This is a genomic window from Mammaliicoccus sp. A-M4, assembly GCF_022386955.1.
Taxonomy (GTDB): domain Bacteria; phylum Bacillota; class Bacilli; order Staphylococcales; family Staphylococcaceae; genus Mammaliicoccus; species Mammaliicoccus lentus.
Window position 1 is genome coordinate 36034 of sequence record NZ_JAJNHH010000012.1, and the last position, 23118, is coordinate 59151.

25 protein-coding genes are annotated in these 23118 nt (G+C 33.3%); 4 read left to right on the top strand and 21 right to left on the bottom strand.

Annotated elements, in window-relative coordinates; genetic code table 11:
• Window positions 1-18 precede the first annotated feature (18 nt).
• The 18 genes from LQ682_RS10765 to LQ682_RS10850 form a co-directional block, all read right to left on the bottom strand.
• Window positions 19-369, bottom strand: coding sequence for an ATP synthase subunit I (locus tag LQ682_RS10765; RefSeq protein ID WP_016998903.1), 351 nt, complete (start codon window positions 367-369; stop codon window positions 19-21).
• Between the two features lie 161 nt (window positions 370-530).
• Complete coding sequence (gene wecB / locus LQ682_RS10770) at window positions 531-1667, bottom strand: non-hydrolyzing UDP-N-acetylglucosamine 2-epimerase (protein ID WP_064210830.1); 1137 nt, start codon at window positions 1665-1667, stop codon at window positions 531-533.
• Between the two features lie 21 nt (window positions 1668-1688).
• Window positions 1689-2318 (bottom strand): uracil phosphoribosyltransferase, encoded by a 630-nt coding sequence (upp, locus tag LQ682_RS10775; protein WP_016998902.1) that lies wholly within the window; start codon window positions 2316-2318, stop codon window positions 1689-1691.
• A gap of 21 nt (window positions 2319-2339) precedes the next feature.
• On the bottom strand, window positions 2340-3581 hold the full coding sequence (locus LQ682_RS10780) for a serine hydroxymethyltransferase (RefSeq protein ID WP_016998901.1): 1242 nt from the start codon (window positions 3579-3581) through the stop codon (window positions 2340-2342).
• A gap of 24 nt (window positions 3582-3605) precedes the next feature.
• Complete coding sequence (locus LQ682_RS10785; RefSeq protein ID WP_103268935.1) at window positions 3606-4130, bottom strand: TIGR01440 family protein; 525 nt, start codon at window positions 4128-4130, stop codon at window positions 3606-3608.
• Window positions 4127-4564 carry a ribose 5-phosphate isomerase B gene (gene rpiB, locus LQ682_RS10790; protein ID WP_016998899.1) on the bottom strand — a complete coding sequence of 146 codons (438 nt, stop codon included), beginning with the start codon at window positions 4562-4564 and terminating at the stop codon, window positions 4127-4129. The genes LQ682_RS10785 and rpiB overlap by 4 nt, the downstream gene beginning before the upstream one ends.
• A gap of 86 nt (window positions 4565-4650) precedes the next feature.
• Entirely contained in the window at window positions 4651-5067 is a 417-nt protein-coding gene (locus tag LQ682_RS10795; protein WP_016998898.1) for a low molecular weight protein arginine phosphatase, read from the bottom strand.
• Window positions 5064-6110 (bottom strand): L-threonylcarbamoyladenylate synthase, encoded by a 1047-nt coding sequence (locus LQ682_RS10800; protein WP_103268936.1) that lies wholly within the window; start codon window positions 6108-6110, stop codon window positions 5064-5066. The genes LQ682_RS10795 and LQ682_RS10800 overlap by 4 nt, the downstream gene beginning before the upstream one ends.
• A gap of 91 nt (window positions 6111-6201) precedes the next feature.
• The gene (gene prmC, locus LQ682_RS10805) at window positions 6202-7056 is read right to left on the bottom strand and encodes a peptide chain release factor N(5)-glutamine methyltransferase (protein ID WP_218688351.1); all 855 of its coding nucleotides are present in this window, start codon (window positions 7054-7056) and stop codon (window positions 6202-6204) included.
• Entirely contained in the window at window positions 7043-8119 is a 1077-nt protein-coding gene (gene prfA, locus LQ682_RS10810; protein ID WP_016998895.1) for a peptide chain release factor 1, read from the bottom strand. The genes prmC and prfA overlap by 14 nt, the downstream gene beginning before the upstream one ends.
• Window positions 8112-8711: a thymidine kinase gene (locus tag LQ682_RS10815; RefSeq protein WP_016998894.1), complete on the bottom strand. Its 600-nt coding sequence runs from the start codon at window positions 8709-8711 to the stop codon at window positions 8112-8114. The genes prfA and LQ682_RS10815 overlap by 8 nt, the downstream gene beginning before the upstream one ends.
• Window positions 8712-8828: 117 nt before the next feature.
• Window positions 8829-9083, bottom strand: a complete 255-nt coding sequence (locus LQ682_RS10820) for a type B 50S ribosomal protein L31 (protein ID WP_016998893.1) — start codon at window positions 9081-9083, stop codon at window positions 8829-8831.
• A gap of 110 nt (window positions 9084-9193) precedes the next feature.
• Window positions 9194-10510: a transcription termination factor Rho gene (gene rho, locus LQ682_RS10825; RefSeq protein ID WP_103268938.1), complete on the bottom strand. Its 1317-nt coding sequence runs from the start codon at window positions 10508-10510 to the stop codon at window positions 9194-9196.
• A gap of 423 nt (window positions 10511-10933) precedes the next feature.
• The gene (locus tag LQ682_RS10830; RefSeq protein ID WP_103268939.1) at window positions 10934-12361 is read right to left on the bottom strand and encodes an aldehyde dehydrogenase family protein; all 1428 of its coding nucleotides are present in this window, start codon (window positions 12359-12361) and stop codon (window positions 10934-10936) included.
• Between the two features lie 197 nt (window positions 12362-12558).
• On the bottom strand, window positions 12559-12888 hold the full coding sequence (locus tag LQ682_RS10835; protein ID WP_016998891.1) for a winged helix-turn-helix transcriptional regulator: 330 nt from the start codon (window positions 12886-12888) through the stop codon (window positions 12559-12561).
• A 68-nt stretch (window positions 12889-12956) separates the two neighbouring features.
• Complete coding sequence (locus tag LQ682_RS10840) at window positions 12957-14213, bottom strand: UDP-N-acetylglucosamine 1-carboxyvinyltransferase (RefSeq protein WP_016998890.1); 1257 nt, start codon at window positions 14211-14213, stop codon at window positions 12957-12959.
• A gap of 176 nt (window positions 14214-14389) precedes the next feature.
• Window positions 14390-15247 (bottom strand): class IIb fructose-bisphosphate aldolase FdaB, encoded by an 858-nt coding sequence (gene fdaB / locus LQ682_RS10845; RefSeq protein WP_016998889.1) that lies wholly within the window; start codon window positions 15245-15247, stop codon window positions 14390-14392.
• A gap of 85 nt (window positions 15248-15332) precedes the next feature.
• The gene (locus LQ682_RS10850) at window positions 15333-15686 is read right to left on the bottom strand and encodes a response regulator (RefSeq protein ID WP_016998888.1); all 354 of its coding nucleotides are present in this window, start codon (window positions 15684-15686) and stop codon (window positions 15333-15335) included.
• Between the two features lie 60 nt (window positions 15687-15746).
• On the opposite strand from LQ682_RS10850, the gene LQ682_RS10855 reads away from it, so the two are divergent.
• Complete coding sequence (locus LQ682_RS10855) at window positions 15747-16274, top strand: DUF2529 family protein (RefSeq protein ID WP_103268940.1); 528 nt, start codon at window positions 15747-15749, stop codon at window positions 16272-16274.
• A 254-nt stretch (window positions 16275-16528) separates the two neighbouring features.
• Here LQ682_RS10855 and LQ682_RS10860 read toward each other — a convergent pair whose 3' ends face one another.
• The 3 genes from LQ682_RS10860 to LQ682_RS10870 all read right to left on the bottom strand — a co-directional run bounded on the left by LQ682_RS10860 (window position 16529) and on the right by LQ682_RS10870 (window position 19769).
• A complete protein-coding gene (locus LQ682_RS10860; protein WP_016998886.1) occupies window positions 16529-18133 on the bottom strand; it encodes a CTP synthase in 1605 nt (534 codons plus the stop codon).
• Window positions 18134-18276: 143 nt separating this feature from the next.
• Window positions 18277-18804, bottom strand: a complete 528-nt coding sequence (gene rpoE / locus LQ682_RS10865) for a DNA-directed RNA polymerase subunit delta (RefSeq protein ID WP_016998885.1) — start codon at window positions 18802-18804, stop codon at window positions 18277-18279.
• Between the two features lie 104 nt (window positions 18805-18908).
• The gene (locus tag LQ682_RS10870) at window positions 18909-19769 is read right to left on the bottom strand and encodes a GNAT family N-acetyltransferase (RefSeq protein ID WP_103268941.1); all 861 of its coding nucleotides are present in this window, start codon (window positions 19767-19769) and stop codon (window positions 18909-18911) included.
• 151 nt (window positions 19770-19920) lie between these two features.
• Here LQ682_RS10870 and LQ682_RS10875 point away from each other — a divergent pair, with 151 nt between their 5' ends.
• The 3 genes from LQ682_RS10875 (at window position 19921) to LQ682_RS10885 (ending at window position 23097) form a co-directional block, all read left to right on the top strand.
• Window positions 19921-21525 (top strand): BCCT family transporter, encoded by a 1605-nt coding sequence (locus tag LQ682_RS10875; protein WP_103268942.1) that lies wholly within the window; start codon window positions 19921-19923, stop codon window positions 21523-21525.
• 159 nt (window positions 21526-21684) lie between these two features.
• Window positions 21685-22308: a pentapeptide repeat-containing protein gene (locus tag LQ682_RS10880; RefSeq protein ID WP_016998882.1), complete on the top strand. Its 624-nt coding sequence runs from the start codon at window positions 21685-21687 to the stop codon at window positions 22306-22308.
• Window positions 22309-22326: 18 nt separating this feature from the next.
• Window positions 22327-23097, top strand: a complete 771-nt coding sequence (locus LQ682_RS10885; RefSeq protein WP_239724230.1) for a TrmB family transcriptional regulator — start codon at window positions 22327-22329, stop codon at window positions 23095-23097.
• Window positions 23098-23118 lie beyond the last annotated feature (21 nt).

A 23118-nucleotide genomic window follows, 5' to 3' on the forward strand; every position in this document is an offset into this window, starting at 1 on the left:
TTTCACAATTTTAATTATTTAATCGAGATTTTTGAGTGACCTAAACATGATTAACACATATGCAATCATCAGCCCTACTAAAATTCCGATAATATCAACAATTATTGGATATTTAAGCCAGAAACAACATGCAACAATAGTTACAAGGTACCTTACCCAGTTTCCAGTTGATAATTGTAATGATTCAGCATTTTTTGCTCGATTGAGGTAAACTTCCCATGAAAACAAGTTAACAGCTGATGCTATTGTTCCAATTATTAGTCCTAAAATGAACTCATGTTTCAAGAAGAAATAAACGACAACTAGAAAAATAACGAAGAAAATAAAATACTGTAAATAAGACTTGAAAAAGCCCTTGAAATCAAACATACAGCTGAAACTCCTTTAATTAGTTGTATATCTTTGAAAACCGTTTCATCACACAATTTTCATGATAATATAGTGGCCTTATAGTGTCAATGCTATGTCAAAAATAGAAAACAAATTTTTGTCATTTTTTTGTCACAGAATTGACACAAACCACTTCTAACTTATTTTGTTTTGAACGGTGCAGGTGCTTCAGTCAAAATATCAAAATAATACTTAATATTTTCACATATTCTCTTAGATGCTAAGCCATCACCATATGGATTTTGAGCAATGCTCATGCTTTCATATGAAGATTGATCATTTAATAGTTTTTTCGTTTCGTTGTAGACATCCTCTTCTTCTACGCCAACTAGTTTTAACGTACCAGCTTCCACCCCTTCTGGGCGCTCAGTTGTATCTCTCAATACAAGGACTGGCTTCCCAAGTGAAGGTGCTTCTTCTTGTACACCGCCAGAATCAGTAAGAATCAAATGAGAATTTGCCGCAAAGTTATGAAAATCAATAACTTCTAATGGCTCTATTAGTTCGATACGATTATGATCACTTAATAATTGTCCAGCTATATCTCTGACCTTTGGATTTTTATGCATTGGGTATACAACGACAACATCTTCATGCTCTTCAACAATACGTCTAACAGCTTTGAAGATATTTTCCATTGGTTTACCAATATTTTCACGTCTATGCGCTGTTAACAACACGATGCGTTTATCTTTATGGCGGTTAATGATTTCACTTTCGTAATTTTCACTAACCGTTGTTGATAATGCATCAATAGCTGTATTACCTGTAACAACAATAGATTCGTCTTTTTTATTTTCTTGAAGTAAATTATGTTTAGACTGATCAGTTGGTGAGAAGTGTAAATCAGCAAGGACCCCCGTCATTTGTCGATTCATTTCTTCTGGGAATGGAGAATACTTATTCCAAGTTCTTAAGCCTGCTTCAACGTGTCCAATTGCGACTTCGTTATAAAAAGCAGCTAAGCTACCAGCAAAAGTAGTAGTTGTATCTCCATGTACCAATATCATATCTGGTTTCGCTTCTTGAATAACACTTTCAAGTCCACCTAGCACTCTAGAAGTTACTTCAGAAAGTGTTTGCCCTTGTTTCATGATATTCAAATCATAATCTGGTGTGATATCAAATGTTTCAAGAACTGAGTCCAGCATTTCTCTATGTTGTGCAGTCACAACTACAATTGGTTGTAACTCCGGATCATTTTTCAGTTCTGAAACCAAAGGTGCCATTTTAATAGCTTCAGGTCGCGTACCAAATATCGTCATAATTTTCTTCATTGTAATAAAATCCTCCTATTATTATTTAGTGCCAAACAGACGGTCGCCTGCATCACCAAGTCCTGGTGTAATGTATGCATGCTCGTCTAATTTTTCATCTAAAGCGGCAATATATATATCTACATCTTCATGTGCTTCTTGTAGTGCCTTAACCCCTTCAGGTGCAGCAACTAATCCCATAAAGCGGATTTTAGTAGCGCCACGATTTTTTAATGATTGAATAGCTTCAATCGCAGATGCACCTGTAGCAAGCATAGGATCTACTACAATAATTTCACGTTCTTCAATATCTTGAGGTAACTTAACAAAATACTCTATTGCTTCAAGTGTTTCTGGGTCACGATATAAACCAACGTGGCCAACTCTCGCAGCAGGTACAAGTTTCATAATACCGTCTGTCATACCAAGACCAGCACGTAAAATAGGAATGAGCGCTAATTTCTTACCTGATAATCTTTGCGCTGTCATTTTTGTAACAGGTGTTTCAATTTCTACGTCTTTTAAATCAAAATCTCTTGTAACTTCATAAGCCATAAGCATGCCTACTTCGTCAACAAGTTCTCTAAATTCCTTTGTTCCAGTTTTTTTATCACGAATATAGCTCAATTTATGTTGAATGAGCGGGTGATTAAAAACATGTACTTTACCCATAAGGCAATCCTCCAATAACTATTATTTGTTGTAAAGTGGGAACTTAGAAGTTAATGATAATACACGTTCATGTGCTTCTTTTAATGTAGTTTCATCTTCAGGATTTTTTAGCACTGTCGCCATTATTCTACCAACTTCTTCCATTGCACTTTCATCAAATCCACGAGATGTAACAGCTGGTGTACCTAATCGAATACCACTTGTTACGAAAGGCTTTTCTTGATCAAATGGTATTGTATTTTTATTACAAGTTATGCCTACTTCATCTAAAGCATTTTCAGCAACTTTCCCTGTAATACCAAGAGAACCTTTAACATCGACACAGATTAAATGGTTATCTGTTCCACCAGATACAATACGTAAACCTTCTTCTTCTAGTGTAGCAGCTAACTTTTGAGCATTCTTAATCACTTGTTTTTGGTAATCTTTAAATTCTGGTTCTAATGCTTCACCAAATGATACAGCTTTACCTGCAATGACATGCATTAATGGACCACCTTGGATACCAGGGAAAATGATTTTATCGATTTCTTTAGCATATTCTTCTTTACAGAAAATCATGCCACCACGAGGTCCTCTAAGTGTCTTGTGCGTCGTAGTTGTAACAAAGTCAGCATATTCTACTGGGTTTTGGTGTAATCCAGCAGCAACTAAACCAGCGATATGAGCCATATCTACCATTAATTTAGCGCCTACTTCATCTGCAATTTCTTTGAAACGTTTAAAATCAATTCCTCTTGGATAAGCAGAAGCACCAGCAACTATTAATTTTGGTTGAGTTTCTTTAGCTACTCTTAAAACTTCATCATAGTCAATTTGTTCATTTTCTTTAGACACGCCATACTCCACAAAGTTATATAGTTTACCACTAAAGTTAACTTTAGCTCCGTGAGTTAAATGTCCACCATGACTTAAATTCATTCCAAGTACAGTATCACCTGGTTCTAAAGCAACAAAATACACAGCCATATTTGCTTGTGAACCAGAATGTGGTTGTACGTTAACATGGTCTCCACCGAAGATTTCTTTTGCGCGTTCTCTCGCTATATCTTCTACGATATCAACATGCTCACAACCACCATAATAACGACGACCAGGGTAACCTTCTGCGTATTTATTAGTTAATACAGAACCTTGAGCTTCCATCACCGCTTCAGAAACAAAGTTCTCAGACGCGATTAATTCTATGTTGTTATTTTGTCTGTCGAACTCTTTCTCCATTGCTTCGAAAAGTTTTTCGTCTTGCTTTTTAATAAATGACATGTACAATCCCTCGCTTTTAAGAATTTAATACTTTGCTCTTTCACCGCCAATTAATTTTGGACGGCTTGTTGCTACTGTTACTACTGCTTCACCGATTTGTCTAGTTTCAACTGATATCGGTACTGCTACATGCTTAATATGCATACCAATTAATGTTTGACCAATATCAATACCTTTATCGCATTTGATATGTTCAACTAATACAGGATCATCCATATGTTGATATGCATAGGTTGATAAGCTGCCTCCAGCATTCCGTTGTGGAACAACAGAAACCTCAGTCATTAAGTAGGGATCAAACAGTTCGCGTTCGATTGTAATAGCTCGATTTATATGTTCACAACCTTGAAATGCAAAATGAACACCTGTCTCTTTATGTATTGAATCAAGCGTTTCATACAATTCTTTCGCAATCTCTGCTGAACCATTCGAGCCTATTTTTGCCCCTCTAATCTCTGAAGTAGAACATCCTATAATACATAGTTCATTTTCATTAAAAAATTGTTTAGACTTAAGTTCATTGATTAATTGTATTAAATTATTTTTCATGAACAATCGCCTTCAATTTTATCTATGCGTTTTTGATGTCTACCGCCTTCGAACTCGCTCGTCAACCAAGTTTTGACGATGAGAAGTGCTAATCCTTCACCGATGACACGTTGGCCTAATGCTAATACGTTTGAATCATTGTGTTGCCTTGTTACTTCCGCAGTAAAAACATCATGCACAAGTGCACAACGTACCCCTTTTACTTTATTAGAAGCAATCGACATACCAATGCCAGTTCCACAAATTAAAATACCTTTATCGAAATTACCATTTGCTACATTTTCTGAAACAGGTTTAGCATAATCTGGATAATCCACTGATTCACCTTTATGTGTTCCAAAATCTTTATATTCAATGTTCATTTCTTCTAATAATTTTTTAATTGCTTCTTTGTATTCAAAGCCTCCATGGTCTGCTGCAATAGCTACTTTCATCTTCCCACCTCCCAATTTGTTTATACTTTCATATTATAACGTATTTTTCATGCGTGATATAGCTATTATACAAATTATTTGTATTCTTAATTACTCTGTAATAATTCGATTATCAATTTCTTAATTTCTTCATAAGTATTTCTATACACACCTATTTGCTGTCCAATTGGATCTACTACGTCTCCAGCTTTTCCACTCGTATAATGTTTTAATGAATCAATATTTTTATGTTCATACATGGATTGCAATATCGATTTGTGATTTTCTGTCATAGTCAAAATTAAATCTGCATCTAAATCTGCATCGCTAAATTGTTGCGCTGATTCAGGAATCGGTAAATTATTTTCCAATATAATATCCATTGATTGTTGAGATATCGGTGCACCGTTAAATGCTGAAATACCTCTCGAATGTATTTCGTAATCAGGCATCAAATCTTTAGCTATAGCTTCTGCTAATGGACTTCTACAAGTATTACCTGTACATACAAATATTATTTTCACAATTCATCTTCCCCTTTAAATCTATGTCCGCTTGCTTTATCTATTCTATTCATTAATGCAACAGTTTGATCTGTTCGTTCATAACCATTTATCAATATATGTTCAATATCATTTAATTGGTCTGCGATTCTTAATGCATCGTACAAATCATGATGAGCACCTTTAATATCATTTTTATTTTTTCCTAAAGGAATAAATTTAATGGTTTCAGGAACTAAATGCTCTATGCTTCTTGGACCAATAAAAGCTAGTTTTTTACTATTTAATAAATTAAGGTCGAGCGGTTTTGTTATACCACCCTCTATTAACGTTACTGGTTGAGAAGGTGCATAGTGCTGATATTTCATTCCTGGGGCAATTGGTTTATTTATATCTATTTTTTTATCTATAATACTATTCGGCAAAACCTCATTAATCATTTCAGCAGTTATAGACCCTGGTCTTGCTATTTTAAAAGGAAAAGTCGTACAATCTATTACTGTACTTTCTATTCCTTCATCTATATCTTCAGCTTGTATAATTCCATAAATCCTCGTATTTAAGTCATGTTTTACATGTTCAAATTTTGTAGGCGAAGGTCTCCCACTTAAATTTGCACTTGGAGCTGCAATTGGTAAATTGACTAATTGCAAAATCTCTCTTCCAATAGCATGACTAGGCATTCTTACAGCAACTGAATTCAACCCTCCCGTTACTCTATCATCTAAATATCCTGACTTATATGGAACGATAAATGAAATTGGACCTGGCCAAAAAGCATCCATCAACAATTCTGTTTCTTCTGAGATATTTTCTGTAAAATCTTTTAATTGATTTTTATTATGAATATGAACGATAAGTGGGTTATCAGATGGACGACCCTTAGCTTTATAAATATTTTTAATCGCTTCTTCGTCTTTTGCATTTGCTCCTAATCCATATACTGTTTCCGTCGGCAAAGCTATAAGTTGATTTTGACGGTAACCATCTATAATCTGATTGATGTGTGGATAACTAGCTAAGTTATGAACAAACTTACGCACATCCCAAACATATGTTTCCAAGGCTATACTTCCCTTCCTCATCGTATTTACTGTATACAAATAAAAGTTATACACATTTCGTGGATAACTCAACCCTTTTGTGCATAACTTATTAACAACCCATCCAATTAAATTGTATCATACGATTCTTTTGATTTATATCTTTGATAATTGCCAAATTTTTAACTTTATAGTGTTCATGGATATATGATTTTAAAATTTCACCTTGTAAATGACCGATTTCAAATATGACTAGTCCATCTTTTTTCATCACTTTATCTAAATCATTTAGTATGCGTTTGTAAATAGCTAAACCATTGTTTTGTGTGAATAAAGCAAGGTGTGGTTCATATTCCAGTACGGTTTCTGACATTTCTACTTTTTCTTCGTAGCTTATATAAGGTGGGTTTGATAAAAGTACATCGACTTTAATGCCATTATTAATCAGAGGTTTCAAAGCATCGCCTTGAAGAAACTCAATTTCTGCTTGATTTAATCGAGCATTTTCTTTCGCAACTTTTAATGCATCATCGCTAATATCAGTTGCAATAACATTTAAATTAGTACGCTCCTTCTTTAAGCTAATTGCAATAGCCCCTGTGCCTGTTCCAATATCGCAAACTGTTTGTTCGTGTTGATTTATAGTATTTAATGTTTGCAAAACTAATTCCTCAGTTTCAGGTCTAGGGATTAGAACATCATTATTTACTATGAATTTTCGTCCATAGAACTCAGCAAATCCAACGATGTACTGTACGGGTTCCCCTAAATACATTCTTTCTCTATAAGTCAAAAATTTCTTAAGTATATTATCTGGTACTGGCTCTTGTTGTTTTAAAAGGATTTGTGTTCTGGACAAACCAGATATGTCTTCTAATAGCCAATCAGCACGAGAAGTTTCTAACCCTCGTGCTGATAAAGCTTTATATGTTTCAGTTAATAATGTATGAAAATTATAATTCTCCATTGTTTAAATCTTCCAATTTCTCTGTTTGTTCATGCATCGTTAACGCATCTATAATTTCACCAATTTTACCGTCCATTATTTGATCTAATTTTTGAATTGTTAAACCTATGCGATGGTCAGTAACTCTGTTTTGTGGGTAATTATATGTTCTAATACGTTCAGAACGGTCACCTGTCCCAACAGCTGATTTCCTTTTTTCAGCATATTTGGCATGTTCTTCACGAACCATCATATCAAAAACTCTTGCTTTTAATACTTTTAGTGCTTTTTCACGGTTTTTAATTTGTGATTTTTCAGAAGATGTTGCAATAATACCTGTAGGTACGTGTGTAATTCGCACAGCTGAGTCAGTCGTGTTAACGTGCTGACCACCTGCACCACTTGAACGATAAGTTTCAATTTTCAAATCTTCACTACGAATATCAACTTCCACGTCTTCAGCCTCTGGTAATATAGCAACAGTCGCAGTTGAAGTATGAACTCTACCACCCGATTCAGTTTCTGGAACACGTTGCACACGGTGAGCACCATTTTCATATTTTAATTTACTAAACGCACCTGTCCCTTGAACAGAAAAACTGATTTCCTTATAACCACCATGATCGCTTGGGTTTTCTTCTACTACGTCTATTTTGTATCCTTCCATTTCAGCAAAACGAGAATACATTCTAAATAAATCTCCAGCAAATATTGCAGCTTCATCTCCACCTGCTGCACCACGTATCTCAACGATTACGTTTTTCTCATCATTTGGATCTTTCGGAATAAGTAAGAACTTCAACTCTGACTCTAATTCTGGGATGCGATCAGTTAAACTGTTAATTTCATCTTTTAACATTTCTTGATCGTCTTTGTCATCTGTTTCTTCTAGCATTACTTTCGCGTCTTCGATATCAGTTTTCACTGATTTATATGTTCGATAAACGTCTACTGTTTTTTGTAAATCAGATTGTTCTTTAGAATACTCCCTAAGCTTATCCGTATCAGATACAACATCAGGATCACTCAATAGTTCGTTAAGTTGTTCATATCTATTTTCTACGATTTCTAATTGATCAAACATTTATATCACTCCTTGTTTCTGTTCTTATAATATGATGATCTCTACATCTCGGTTCATAACTTTCATCTGCCCCTACTAAAATAATAGGATCATTAATATGAGCGGGTTCCCCGTTAATAAGCCTTTGTGTGCGACTGGAAGGTGATCCACAAACAGCACAAACAGCCTGTAATTTAGTTACGATTTCAGCGACTGCCATCATTTCAGGCATAGGTTCAAAGGGCACACCTTTGAAATCCATATCCAGTCCTGCTACAACTACACGATAGCCTTCTTCGGCTAATTTTTGTGCAACTGCAACGATTTCATTGTCAAAAAATTGAACTTCGTCAATACCAATTATATCAATACCTTGTAAATCGTGCTTTAAAATTTCACTTGAATGTTCAATGCTTATAGCATCTAATTGATTACCGTTATGAGACACGACTGCTTGTTCACTATAACGATTGTCGATAGCCGGTTTAAATACTTTAACATCTTGTTTAGCATACAAACCTCTTCTGAGCCGTCTAATTAGTTCTTCAGATTTACCACTAAACATACTTCCGCAAATACATTCTATCCAACCGGAATGGTAATTTTCGTACATATTACTTGTCCACCTTTTTCAACATAATCGCTTAATTATATCATATTATAAATTTCTGTTCTTAATTTTTACAAAAAAAAGCACCCTTTAAAAAAGGATGCTTGATGCGCTTCATGATTAGTTGTTTGATTTGAAACCAAATTTTTTGTTGAAGCGTTCCACACGACCATCCGCAGATGCGAATTTTTGACGTCCAGTATAGAATGGATGTGAATCAGAAGAGATATCTAAACGGATAACTGGGTATTCGTTGCCATCTTCCCATTCCATTGTTTCACTAGAAGTACGAGTAGAACCACTTAAAAATTTGAAGTCTGTAGTCGTATCTAAAAAGATTACTTTATGATACTCTGGATGAATTCCTTGTTTCATTTCTTTCAGCTCCTTTGCCCTGAACCATCTGGAACAGAGTTTATTTGTGACTTATTCACTCAATACTTACATATTATATATGTTGAGTAATTAAATTGCAACCTTAAATTTTATATGATGGACTTGCCAGTTTTAGCACTTTCTAACATAGATTTTCTTAAAACTTCAAAGAACTCTTCATTAGTTTTTGTGCGTTTTAATTTTCTTATAAAACGTTCTGCAAAATCATTTTGGTCCGTAAATAGGTTTCTTAACTGCCATACCATTTCTAATTCTTTTGGATCAAGTAACAATTCTTCTTTACGTGTTGAACTTCTTCTTATGTCAATTGCAGGGAATACTCGTTTCTCTGATAATTTACGATCTAAATGAAGTTCCATGTTACCTGTACCTTTAAATTCTTCATAAATCATATCATCCATGCGTGAACCAGTTTCAACAAGTGCAGTTGCTAAAATTGTTAAACTACCACCCGCTTCAATATTTCTTGCAGCGCCGAAGAAATGTTTAGGTCTGTGTAAAGATGCTGGATCTAAACCACCGGATAAAGTTCTACCACTTGGTGGAATAACTAAGTTATATGCACGTGCTAATCTCGTTAATGAATCCATTAAAATGATTACGTCTTCACCAATTTCAACAAGTCGCTTAGCGCGTTCTAATAACAACTCAGCTACTTTGACATGGTGTTCTGGTGGCTCATCAAAAGTAGAATTCACTACTTCTGCTTGTTCTACAGATCTCTCAATATCTGTAACCTCTTCAGGTCGTTCTCCAATTAATAATACAAATAATTTCGCATTAGGTTGATTTATTGCAATAGCATTAGCGATTTCTTTTAATAATGATGTTTTACCTGCTTTAGGAGGGGCAACTATCATTCCACGTTGTCCAAGACCAATTGGTGTAATTAAATCCATAATTCTTGTTGAATAATTTTTTTCTGTTGTTTCTAATTGGATACGTTCTTGTGGGTATAAAGGGGTTAACGCTTGAAAGTGTGGTCTTTTTTTAACTTCTTCTGCATTTTGATCATTCACAAAATCTACTTGTAATAGACCGTAATACTTTTCATTTTCCTTAGGTTTTCTAACTTTACCAGTTACTTTATCACCTTTTTTTATTTCAAAACGTCTTATTTGGCTAGCTGAGATGTAAATATCTTTCTCACCTTTAGAGTAGTTAACTGTTCTTAGGAAACCATATCCATCAGGTTGTATATCATCTAAAATGCCTTCCATATAATAGTTTCCGTCTTTCTCCATTTGTGCTTCCATAATGGCTAAGACAAGTTCTTTTTTATTTAATTTACTATAGCTACTGATTTTGAGTTCTTTAGCCTTAGTTGTTAATTCTTTAGTTGTATAATTCTTGTATAATTCGTGAAACGATTCATACTGAGGACTTGTTCTGACTCTTTCTGCCATGATATTGACACCCATTTCTTAAAATCTATTTATTACTTTTACCCAGATTTACAATCTGCCATTAAACTATAGCATTTTTTTACGTTTAAAACAAAATATGTTGTGAACTTTAATTAAAAAATACTTTTATATGGTAAAATATACCTAAACATCTATTTTTATCTCTTTTTATAGTAAAATTATACTAAAATTTGTTACTTCAATCGTGAAAATAGCTTAAAACATCAAGAAATAATACATTATTTTTGTAATTATAACTTAATTATACAATGTGAATTTACTCAATTTTGAACGTTAGTAGCTGTTAATTTCCAAATCCTAATTACTATTTATTAAAAAACCAGCAACTTTCTATTTTGATTAAGAAAGTTGCTGGTTTTAATATTCACAGGAATAATTTATCCTGTATCATTTTTATAATACTTATTTAAAGTAGCCTGGTATTGCTTTGACTTCTAGGAATTCTTCTATACCATAGTCTCCCCATTCTCTACCAATACCTGATTGTTTATAACCACCGAATGGTAAGTCAGGTTTTCTACCTGCGTCATTTAACTCGACAGTTCCTGCTTCGATTGATTTAGCTACTTTTCTAACTTGATCTGTATCATTACCATAAACATAAGCTGCTAATCCGTATACTGTATCATTAGCAATTTCAATTGCTTCATCTAAATCTTTATAGGTAATGATTGTACCTACCGGACCGAATATTTCTTCTTGAGCAATTGTCATATCGTTTTTAACATCTGTAAACAATGTCGGTTTTATGAAATAACCTTTTTCTAGTCCTTCAGGTTTGCCTACTCCACCTGCTGCTAGTGTTGCGCCTTCATCGATACCTTTTTGAATATAACTTTGTACTGTATCAAATTGTTTTTTAGAAATAACTGGACCAATATCTTGTCCTTTTTCTCTAGGTTTACCAACTTTTACATTGTTTATAGCTTTTGTTGCAGCTTCTATAAATTCATCTTTAATACTTTCAGGTATAATTGTACGAGTTGCTGCTGTACAAACTTGACCAGTATTTAAAACAAATTTAGCTACTGCTCCTTTAGCTGCTTTTTCGACATCAACATCATCTAAAATAACTAATGGTGATTTACCACCTAATTCTAATGAAACTTTCTTGAAGTCTTGTGCAGCTTTTTCCATAATTTTTCTACCAGTTGGGCCTGAACCTGTAAATGACATCATGCGAACATCTGGATGCTCACTTAATGGATTACCTACACCTTCACCATCGCCATTTACTAAGTTGAATACACCTTTTGGTACTCCAGCTTTTTCAAATATTTCAGCTAAAATGATAGCTGCAAACGGCGTTTCTTCTGATGGTTTTAACACTACAGGTGAACCTGCTGCAAAAGCACCAGCTAATTTTAATGATGTTTGGTTAGTTGGGAAGTTCCATGGTGTAACTAAACCTGCAACACCAATACCTTCTTTAACAACTAAGTCATCACCACGACGTTCTTCAAATTCTATTCTATCTATCGCTTTACTTGCTTCTCTAAAATGATTTAATCCCATTTGATAATGAACTGATTCTGATTTTTCTATCGGTGAACCAAGTTCATCTGTCATTGCATCTATTAAATCTTCTTTTCTATTTTCATACTCATCAGCAATTCTTTCTAATAATGCTTTTCTTTCTTCTACTGATGTGTTTCTAAATTTTACATATACACTTTTTGCTGCTGCTACAGCATCGTCAACATCTTCTTTGTTACCTGCAGCAATCTTACCTGCAACTTCTTCAGTTGCTGGATTGATTACGTCAAGAGTTTGACCACTATGACTATCTACCCATTCGCCATTAATATATTGCTTTACATCTTGTCTCATATATTATCTTCTCCTTTATAGTCATTACATTATTTATTATAGTATGTTATACCCACTTTTTTAAAATAATGTGTTTATAGAAATAAAAAAGAAGTAGGACAGAATTCTAATTTTCCAATCAGATTCCTGTCCTACTCCTATTTTCGTATCTTAAACTTAAATAATTTTTAGATAAGTTTATAAAACAAAACACTGTTTTATGAATGGTTTTCCTCTAGTTCTACATTGCGTTGCGCCCACTCTTCTAATGGGACAAGTGCTTGCGCTAATTCGTAACCTTTGTTAGTAAGATGATATTCAACTGATAGAGGTGTTGTTGTCACAACTTTCTTTTCTACTAATCCCCATTCACTTAATTCAGTTAGTTTGAGGGATAAAGCTCTTGGTGTAATACGTTTCAAATCTCTCTTCATATCAGAAAAATGAGCTGCTTTGTCATTACAACGAGATAAATAATTGAGTATTAAACCATTCCAACTACGCCCGATAACTTTAAAAGTTTCTTCTAAGTATGGACACATTTCCATGTTACTCACCTCTTTTACTTCATACTCCTATATTACTACATTTTATATATAAAGTATATATTTTATACTCAAACTTCTTCAGTCCAAATATCTGCCCCTAAATGTTTTAATTTGTCTACTATACCACTATAACCTCTATAAATATGGTTAACATTATATACAGTTGTAACGTCTTCAGCAATTAATCCCGCAATTAATAATGATGCACCCGCTCTCAAATCACTAGCAGCCACACTGGCACCTGTAAGCTTTGATGGATAATATATAGCTGTTCCGTTTTCTAAATTAACTTTTGCTCCCATTCGCAATAATTCATCAACATGTTTAAACCTTGCTGGGTAAATTGTTTCTACTACTTTACTTTGTCCTTTTGCTTTTAATAAAAGCGGTGTGAATGGTTGTTGTAAATCAGTAGCAAAACCTGGGTAAACTGATGTTTGAATGTCTACAGGTTTATATTCATCCCTACCTCTAATAATGATAGAGTCTTCTCCTAATTCAATCTCAGTGCCCATTTCTTTTAATTTCGCAATCAGAGGTTCTAAATGTAGAGGGATGATGTTTTCAATCAATACTTCTTCTCCCATAGCAGCTGCTGCACACATATATGTTCCAGCTTCTATTCTATCAGGAATAATTGAGTGATTAGTTCCATGTAAATTCTCGACACCTTCAATTTTTAAAGTATCAGTACCTGCGCCTCTAATTTTTGCACCCATATTGTTTAACAACGTAGCAACATCTACTATTTCAGGTTCTTTAGCAGCATTTTCTATAACTGTTTTACCTTTAGCTAAGCATGCAGCTAACATGATATTAATAGTTGCTCCAACACTTACAACGTCCATGAAAATTTTTGCCCCAGTTAATTCTTCAGCAATTAAATACATAGCACCTTGTTCATTCGTTACCTTAGCACCTAAAGCTTCAAACCCTTTAATATGTTGATCGATTGGTCTCGGACCAAGCGGACAACCTCCTGGCAAACCAATTACACACTTTTTAAAACGCCCAAGCATTGCACCCATCATATAATAAGAAGCTCTTAATGATTGAACTTTATTATTAGGTAATGGTAGATTAACCGCATCACTTGAATCAACAACGATTTGATCACCATTTAATTCAGTTTTTATATTTAAATCTCCAAGCAGGCTCATTAATGTCTTAACATCTGAGATATCTGGCAAGCCGTCTAGAGTTACAACATCATTGGCCATTAAACTAGCAGGTATTAATGCAACCGCACTATTTTTGGCACCACTAATTTGGACTTTGCCATTTAGTTTTTTTCCGCCTTTGATTTTTATTACTTCTTGAGACATATGTTTACTCCTTTACTTCATCGTCTTAGAGAATGCATACTCTCTCAACATGAATAATATGATAATTAATTCCATTATATACTATTCAATAACATAAACGCAAAAACGTAAAAAGTAAATAGTAAGAAATAAATTCATAAAAAAAAGACCTTGAAAAAGGTCTTTTTTTAAATAAATTAAGCTTGGTTTGAAGTACCAAATTCTTGGATTTTACCTTGTACAGTTGCTTTAATCGCTTCACGAGCAGGTCCTAAATATTTACGTGGATCGTAAACTTCACTGTCGTTGTTTAACACTTCGCGAACTGCTTTAGCCGAAGCTATTTGGTTCTCAGTGTTAACGTTGATTTTAGCTGTACCGTATGAGATAGCTTTTTTGATATCGTGTGTTGGGATACCAGTACCACCGTGTAATACTAATGGTAAACCAGTTGAAGCACCGATTTCTTCCATTTCTTTAAATCCTAAGTTTGGTTCACCTTTGTAAGGTCCATGAACTGAACCTAGTGCTGGAGCTAATGTGTCGATACCAGTTCTTTCAACTAGTTCTTGACATTCTTTAGGGTCAGCATAGATAACACCTTCAGCGATTACGTCGTCTTCTTGTCCACCAACTGTTCCTAATTCCGCTTCAACAGAAACACCGTTAGCGTGAGCATATTCAACAACTTTTGACGTGATTTCAATATTTTCTTCAAATGAATGATGAGAAGCATCAATCATAACTGAAGTGAATCCAGCATCGATTGCTTCTTTACATTTGTCGAAACTTGAACCATGGTCTAAATGAATAGCTACAGGTACTGTAATGCTATAATCTTCAATTAATCCTTCAACCATTTTTACGACAGTTTTGAAACCGCCCATATAACGTGCAGCTCCTTCAGAAACACCTAAAATAACTGGTGCATTTTCTTCTTGAGTAGCTTGAAGAATCGCTTGTGTGAATTCTAAGTTATTTAAGTTGTATTGACCAACTGCATAACTATTTTCTTTCGCTTTAATTAACATTTCTTTCATTGAAACTAAAGGCATTGAGTTTCCTCCTATATGTGCAAGGCACGAATATTTACAAACTAATTATACCAAATTATTTTCATATTTGCATCTTTTGAAAGCCCTATCCTAAATGTTTTCTTACAATTTTCATAACTTCTTCAATTGTAAACGGCTTCATTAATACACCAGTTATATTGTCTTTAGTGAGCGTCTCTATATCTGTAGACGTTTGGAAAGCCGAAATGATATAAACTGGAACATCTGGATTTGTTTCTCTTATTTTAAATAAAACTTTTTCTCCTGATATACCCGGCATTCTTTTATCTATAAATATAAGTTTATATTCATTTTCGAGAAATTTATTTATACCTTCTTGGCCATTTTCAGCTGTATCAACATGATATTGATTTAACTCAAAAATTTCCTTTAATAATTGTCTTATATTTTTTTCATCATCTATAATAAGTACATCCATTGAAGATACCTCGCTTTTTATATAAAATAAATTTATTATCATTTAAAGGAGAATGCAATAGTGCTTAAAATTTTTAATACACAGCTGAACGGCATTTTTAGTAAAATAGATGCACAAGAAGAAGAAATCGCAATTGCTTCACAATTACTTATGCAAGCTGCTGGTGGTGAAGGTAAAATCCATATAAAAACTTTTGATGAGGCTAATCACCTTTCATCATTTATAACAGATAGCAAAGAAAGTTTGCCTCAATCTCAAACAATGTCTTCATTAACAGATATAGATTCCATCGATACAACGGATCGCGCTTTATTAATTGCGCCATTCTTTACTGATGAATTAAATACTTGGATAGAGAAATTAACTGATAAAGATGTTGATTTTGTTGTTATAGCGAATAAAGACAAAGAAAATAAGGCCCACGAAACTTTAATGCATTATATTGATTTATGTACACCACGACCAATCGTACCTACAGCTGATTACAGCAAAATTATAACACCACATATGATGGCAATAAATTACATACATTATATCATGTATGCTGAAATGTATGAGATTACTCAAGACTTAAATGAAGAAATATAATAAGCAAATGTTGCAAGACAAACGCCACGTGCAACATAGAACGTCAGAATGTTGCTAGACAAGCGTCACGTGCAACATAAATTCTCCTTATTGACAAGACTATCGAGAAAAGTCAATAAGGCCCTCGTTATTGACACGTTTGGTGAGAAAAGACAATAACTTGCCCGATACAACCTAAAACTGAGAATCACTAAAAAAGAAGAGTCTGGGACATAAATAATTGTCCCAGACTCTCTTTAATTTAAAACCTATAATTATTGTTGATGATTAATACTTGCTTCTACAAATCCATGGAATAATTTTTGTGGACGTGTAGGACGAGATATAAATTCTGGGTGGAATTGACATGCTACAAACCATGGATGATTTTCTAATTCTACAATTTCTACTAATCTTCCATCTGGGCTTGTACCAGAGAATCTCATACCGTTTGCTTCTAATTTTTCACGGTAATCGTTATTGAACTCATAACGATGACGGTGTCTCTCTTCTACTTCTGTTTCGCCATATACTTTATGTGCAATTGTCCCTTCTTCGATTTTACATGGATAAATGCCTAATCTTAAAGTACCACCTAAATCTTCAATGTCTTTTTGTTCTGGTAATAAGTCGATGATTGGATAAGGTGTATTTGGATTTAATTCTGCTGAATGTGCATCTTGTAAACCTACTACGTTCCTTGCAAATTCAACTGTTGCTAATTGCATACCTAAACAAATACCTAAATAAGGTACATTGTTTTCACGAGCATATTGAATTGCTAAAATCTTTCCTTCAACACCTCTATCTCCAAAACCACCAGGTACTAAAATACCATCAACATCTGCTAATTCTTCTTTATAATTAGTTGAATCTAAATTTTCAGAGTTAATCCATTTAATTTCAATATCTTTTTTAAAGTCATAACCTGCATGTTTTAAAGACTCAGCTACTGATAAATAAGCGTCTTGTAAACTAACATATTTACCAACTAATCCTATTTTTACAGAACCATCTAGATTACGTACTGTTTCTAGTAATTGATTCCATTCAGTTAATTCTGCTTCTGGTGCTGCATCTAATGATAAACGATTAATAACGATATCATCCATATGTTGTTCTTGTAATGCAAGTGGGATTTGATAAAGTGTATCTGCATCTCTACATTCTATTACTGATTGTTTCTTAATATCACAGAACAATGCAATTTTATCTCTTAAATCTTCCGTCATTTCATACTCAGTACGAACAACAATTAGATCTGGCTGTATTCCTAAGCCTCTTAGTTCTTTAACACTATGTTGAGTTGGTTTTGTCTTCATTTCACCAGCAGCTTTAATGTATGGAAGTAAAGTACAGTGAATATACATAACGTTTTCTCTTCCAAGATCACTTTTAATTTGTCTAATTGCTTCTAAGAATGGTAATGACTCTATGTCACCTGTTGTACCACCAATTTCTGTAATAACAACATCAGCATTTGTACTTTCACCCGCCATTAACAATCTTGATTTAATTTCATTTGTAATATGCGGTATAACTTGAACAGTACCACCTAAGAAATCCCCACGTCTTTCTTTTTTAAGTACGTGTGAATATACTTTCCCAGCTGTTACGTTTGAATATTTATTTAGATTAATATCTATAAATCTTTCATAATGTCCTAAGTCTAAATCTGTTTCAGCGCCATCTTCTGTTACGAAAACTTCACCATGTTGATAAGGACTCATTGTCCCTGGATCGACATTTAAATATGGATCGAATTTTTGTATCGTTACATTAAGTCCTCTATTTTTAAGTAATCTTCCTAGTGATGCTGCTGTAATACCTTTACCAAGAGACGAAACTACGCCACCTGTAACAAATATGAACTTTGTCATGTCCTTACCTCCATTTGATAATTAAAAAATAAAAAAGCTCCCACTTACATTAATTAAAATGTAAGATGGGAGCTATAGTTTATACGTTTGTCCTATTTAAAGGAGCCCAAATAAAATATTACCATCTTTTAATGAAAAGTCAATTATAATTCTTCTTCTTCCTCTTCTTCCTCGTCGTCGTCTTCTTCCTCTTCTTCGTCAACGACTAACCCAGCTTCATCTAATTCATCTTCAACTTCTTCATCTTCTGGATCTGCAGGATCATTTAATCCTTCTTCATCATCTTGAGCGATTGTTATATCAACATCTTTAGTTTTATCTTCTTCACCTAATAATGTGATGCCTGTATCTTCTTCATCATCTTCATCTAACACGTTGAATTTTTGAATAGTTGGTGCTATCTTCTCTTCGATATCTTCAACTGAATACCAGTCACGAAGACCCCAAATATTCTCGCCTACACTTAAAAAGCGTCCATCTGTATTTAAATCTGTATAAAATTGTAGGATACGGTTTTCAATTTCAGAATCTTTATAATTACCGATACGTTTAAACTCATCAACCATGTCATATAAATTTGTTTCTTTGCTATTCTCACTTAAGTAAATATAAGCCATTTCTATAAATGAATGTTCATCGACCATTTCTTTAGTAAAATCTTTTAATTTCATGCTTTACTCTTCCTTTCAACAATCGTACTATTGTCGCGCATTAATATTTATAATCATAACAGTTTACGATTATAATTGACAAGCTGATTTTTAGCAAATGTTTGTTAATAGTTAATATATTTCATCAACTTAATATAATCGTCAGCTTTTTGTATTTCAACAAAGTTCGCTTTGTAACATAATGCTTTTAATTTATTGTTTGAACCAAACAGAGATATGTGCAACTCTTTCTTGTCTGGGAACTTCCTTCTTACGAAAGTACTAAGTTGTCTTAATGCACTTTCAGCTATACCTTCTTTTCTTTCGCTCTCTTCAACTTCTATACTTCGAATATCAAAGTTATCACTTTTATGTTCTAAAACAATAATGCCCACTTTTTTATTATCTTTCATTAAATGTATGTTTATAAATTCATTATCGTAGTCGTCATCATGTAATTCTAGTTTTAACGAAGATACATACTTAGAATCTAAATCTAAATAATACAATCGTTCTTTGCCAAGTGGTCCTTCTTCTTTAGTTGCGGTATGCATGAAGCCTGCTCTTTCATACAAGTTCCATGCTGCCTCATTTTCAGCATCTACTACTAAAAATAAATGATCAAAATCAGGAAACACTAATTGTACATATTCAGGCAAATTCATCATGATTGTCGTACCATAACCATTACCTTGATATTTTTCATTGATTGAAAGTGAACGAATATACACAACATTTTCTGGTGTTTCATAACCTTCATGCTGATAATATTTATGTAAAACGAAGAAACCAACTATTTCATTGTCTCGATTAACTACGACATTTGGTCTTCTATCAGAATCTTGTATCGCTTCATCTAGAACTTCTTTAGGTAGTGAAGAATATACTTGTTGACGCTCATTTAATTGAAATTCAGATAGTGCTGTTCTCATACTTTCTTCAAATGGTTTAATAAAAATATCACCGAACTGTTTTTCTTTAATCATTTACGATCCCCCCGTTGATTTAAATATATCATAACCAATTATAAGTTACTTCCGCAATTAAGAACCTTTTATTTATAAAATATGTATGTTATCTCTATAATTTTTAGGGTACTTGAATATAGACTGTTAAAGTTTAAAAAGGGGGAAAACAATGAGTCAGTCGAATGAACAACCAGATAATCAGAGTAACAAAACAACGTTAGTGTTCTGGGTATCCATGTCTATAATCATATTAATCACTTTATTAGCCGGAGTATTTCCTTCAGGCTTTGGAAAGTACGCCAATATTTTATATGGATGGATATCCAATAGTACGGGATGGTTATTCCTTATTATTGTATTTGTTTTAGATATATTTTTAATAGGGTTAGCTATAACTAGATTTGGACGTTTTAAGTTAGGTAGAGATGACGAAGAGCCAGAATTCTCATTCATATCATGGGTTGGTATGCTGTTTTCTGCAGGCTTAGGTGTAGGTATCGTCTTTTGGGGCGTTGCCGAACCGATGACACATTATTTAAAATCACCTCTTCCTAATGAAGTAGACGGTAGTACATTAGAATCAGCAAGATTAGCAATGGGATATACATTTTTCCATTGGGGTATATCTCAATGGTCAATCTTTGCTATGGCTGGGCTAATCGTAGCATTCTTCCAATTTAGAAAAAGAAGAAATGGCCTAATTTCTACTGCTATGGAACCAGTATTTGGTGAAGCTTATAAAAAGCCATATAGAAATGTCATTGATGTGTTAGCGATTGTAGCTACTGTTATGGGTATTGCTACTTCAATCGGTTTAGGTATTATGCAAATCGGTGGAGGGCTTAATCATGTATTTGATATACCCAACAATAATTGGACTAAAATTATTATTACTATCATTATGACATTAATATTCCTAGGATCTGCCGCTTCAGGCTTGAACAAAGGCGTAAAATGGTTAAGTAATTCAAACATTTTTATATGTTTTGCATTACTAGTATTCATTCTAATTTTAGGACCAACACAATTTATATTTGAAACATTCACAGTTGCAATTGGCGATTATATCACGAATTTTGTTCAATATAGTTTAAGATTAAATCCATATGAAGGAGATAATTCTTGGATACAACAATGGACAGTGTTCTATTGGGCATGGGTGATTGCATGGTCTCCATTTATAGGTGGATTTGTAGCTCGTGTTTCTCGTGGTAGAACAATACGTGAATTTGTAATCGGTGTTCTAATTATACCACCACTTATCTCAATGAGTTGGATTGCGACATTCGGTGGAACAGCAATGTATCTTGTTATCAATAAAGGTGCAAGTATAGCAGAAGATGTTAAAGGTGATTACACAGTAGCACTCTTCTCATTATTATCACACTTCCCTCTATACGAGTTCACAAGTATACTAGCGATTATTTTAATTTTCTTATTCTTAGTTACGAGCGCTGATTCAACTACATTTATTCTTTCAAGTATGTCGGACAGAGGCTCAATTACACCACCATTCAAATACAAATTAGTTTGGGGTATACTGATTGGAGCTATATCAGTCGCAATGACGTTAGCAGGTGGTTTAGAAAGCTTACAAACTGCTTCCATCGTCGCCGGTCTTCCATTCGCATTCATACTCTTTATGATGATATTCTCTATCATGAAAGCATTACGAAGAGAGCCTACTAAGCATTTCAAAATGACTTATATCGATGACGACACAGATTTTTCTAAATCATTAGAAGAACGTGAAGACGAAGAAAATAAAAAATAAAAAATATATACACTTTCACATAGAAAATTTGAATTTCTATGTGAAAGTGTTTTAATTTATACTTAACTTTCTTATCATTATATTTATAGTATAATGAATAATAATTTATGTCGTTATATTATTAAGGTACAAACGCATATTATAATAAGGAGTACATTCATGAAAATTATTCAACCAAAAATAAAGAAAGAATTTGAATATGAACCTGAAGAACACTATACACTATTACAATCTTCTTATGATTTATATTTTAACAAAGCGCATATTGAATTCGATGAAGACACAACGCAAATGGATACACTATATTTTAACCAATGTACGTTTGAATCTATTGATTTTACAAAAATACATGGGCTTGACCTTGTGTTTCATGGCTGCGACTTATCAAATTGCCAGTTTGAAGACGCTTCATTAAATAGAATACAATTTAAAGATTGCCGTATGATTGGTGCGACATTTACTGACTTAACACTTAAACATGTCCAATTTTCAAATTGTCAGTTAAAGATGAGCCAATTTGTTAATTGCCAATTTGACCACGTTTTATTTAATGATAATCAAATGTCTGAAACTTACATATCATTCTGTAAGCAAAAAGCTCTTGAAATTAAAGATTGTAGTTTAACTTCATTAGAAGTAGTAGAAACATCTTTAAATGGCGTTGATTTATCATCAAATGAAATAGAAGAACTTGTAATACAGCCTACAGATTTAAAGGGCGCTACTGTTTCGGAATACCAAGCCTATGACATACTCCCTTTATTTGGAGTCAAGGTAACTTAAAGTTAAAGGATGATCAGCATGAATAAAATGATAGATTTATTAAAACAATTTGGTTTAAGTGAATATGGATCAAAAGCTTATATTTATTTAGTACAAAACCCAGGTATTACTGCATACAAATTAAGCGAACTATCAAGCGTACCCAATTCAAAAATTTATGAATCATTAAATAAATTAGAAGAACAAGGACTTGTATACTATAATTTACAAAATCAAAAAAAGTTTTATTATGCTATTTCACCTAAACAAACAGTAGAATTATTTGAGAAGAAACAAAATAATGCATTGATTCAATTAGAAGAAGAAATGGATAAATTAAATATCGCAAATCAAAATGACGCAATACAAATAGAAGTTTTAACAAACGCATCAAACATATATAGTAATATTTCAGAAACGGTTAAAACTGCAAAAAAGCAAATAACTGTTTCTATTTGGCCAGATATATATGAAGTCATAGACAAAAATGCGCATAAAGATATTCATATCCAAGGAATGACTTTTCAAGTAGATAAACCAGGACACGATTTAATCAATCACAGATATACCAATTATGTTCAAAGCTCATTGACCCTTAAACCATTTATCGTAATCATCGATAATCAATATATGATTTACGGTCAAACACCAGATGATGATATGCGTGCGTATATCAGTCGAGATAGTACGCAAATTAAAATGATGAAAGATTACATTTGGCACGACGTTCTTGTGAATTTATATATAAGCAAGTTCGAAGAAAATATAGAAGACGAAATAACCCTTAAGAGAAAAAGATTTTTCTCTTAAGGGGTATTTTAATGGAAAAAT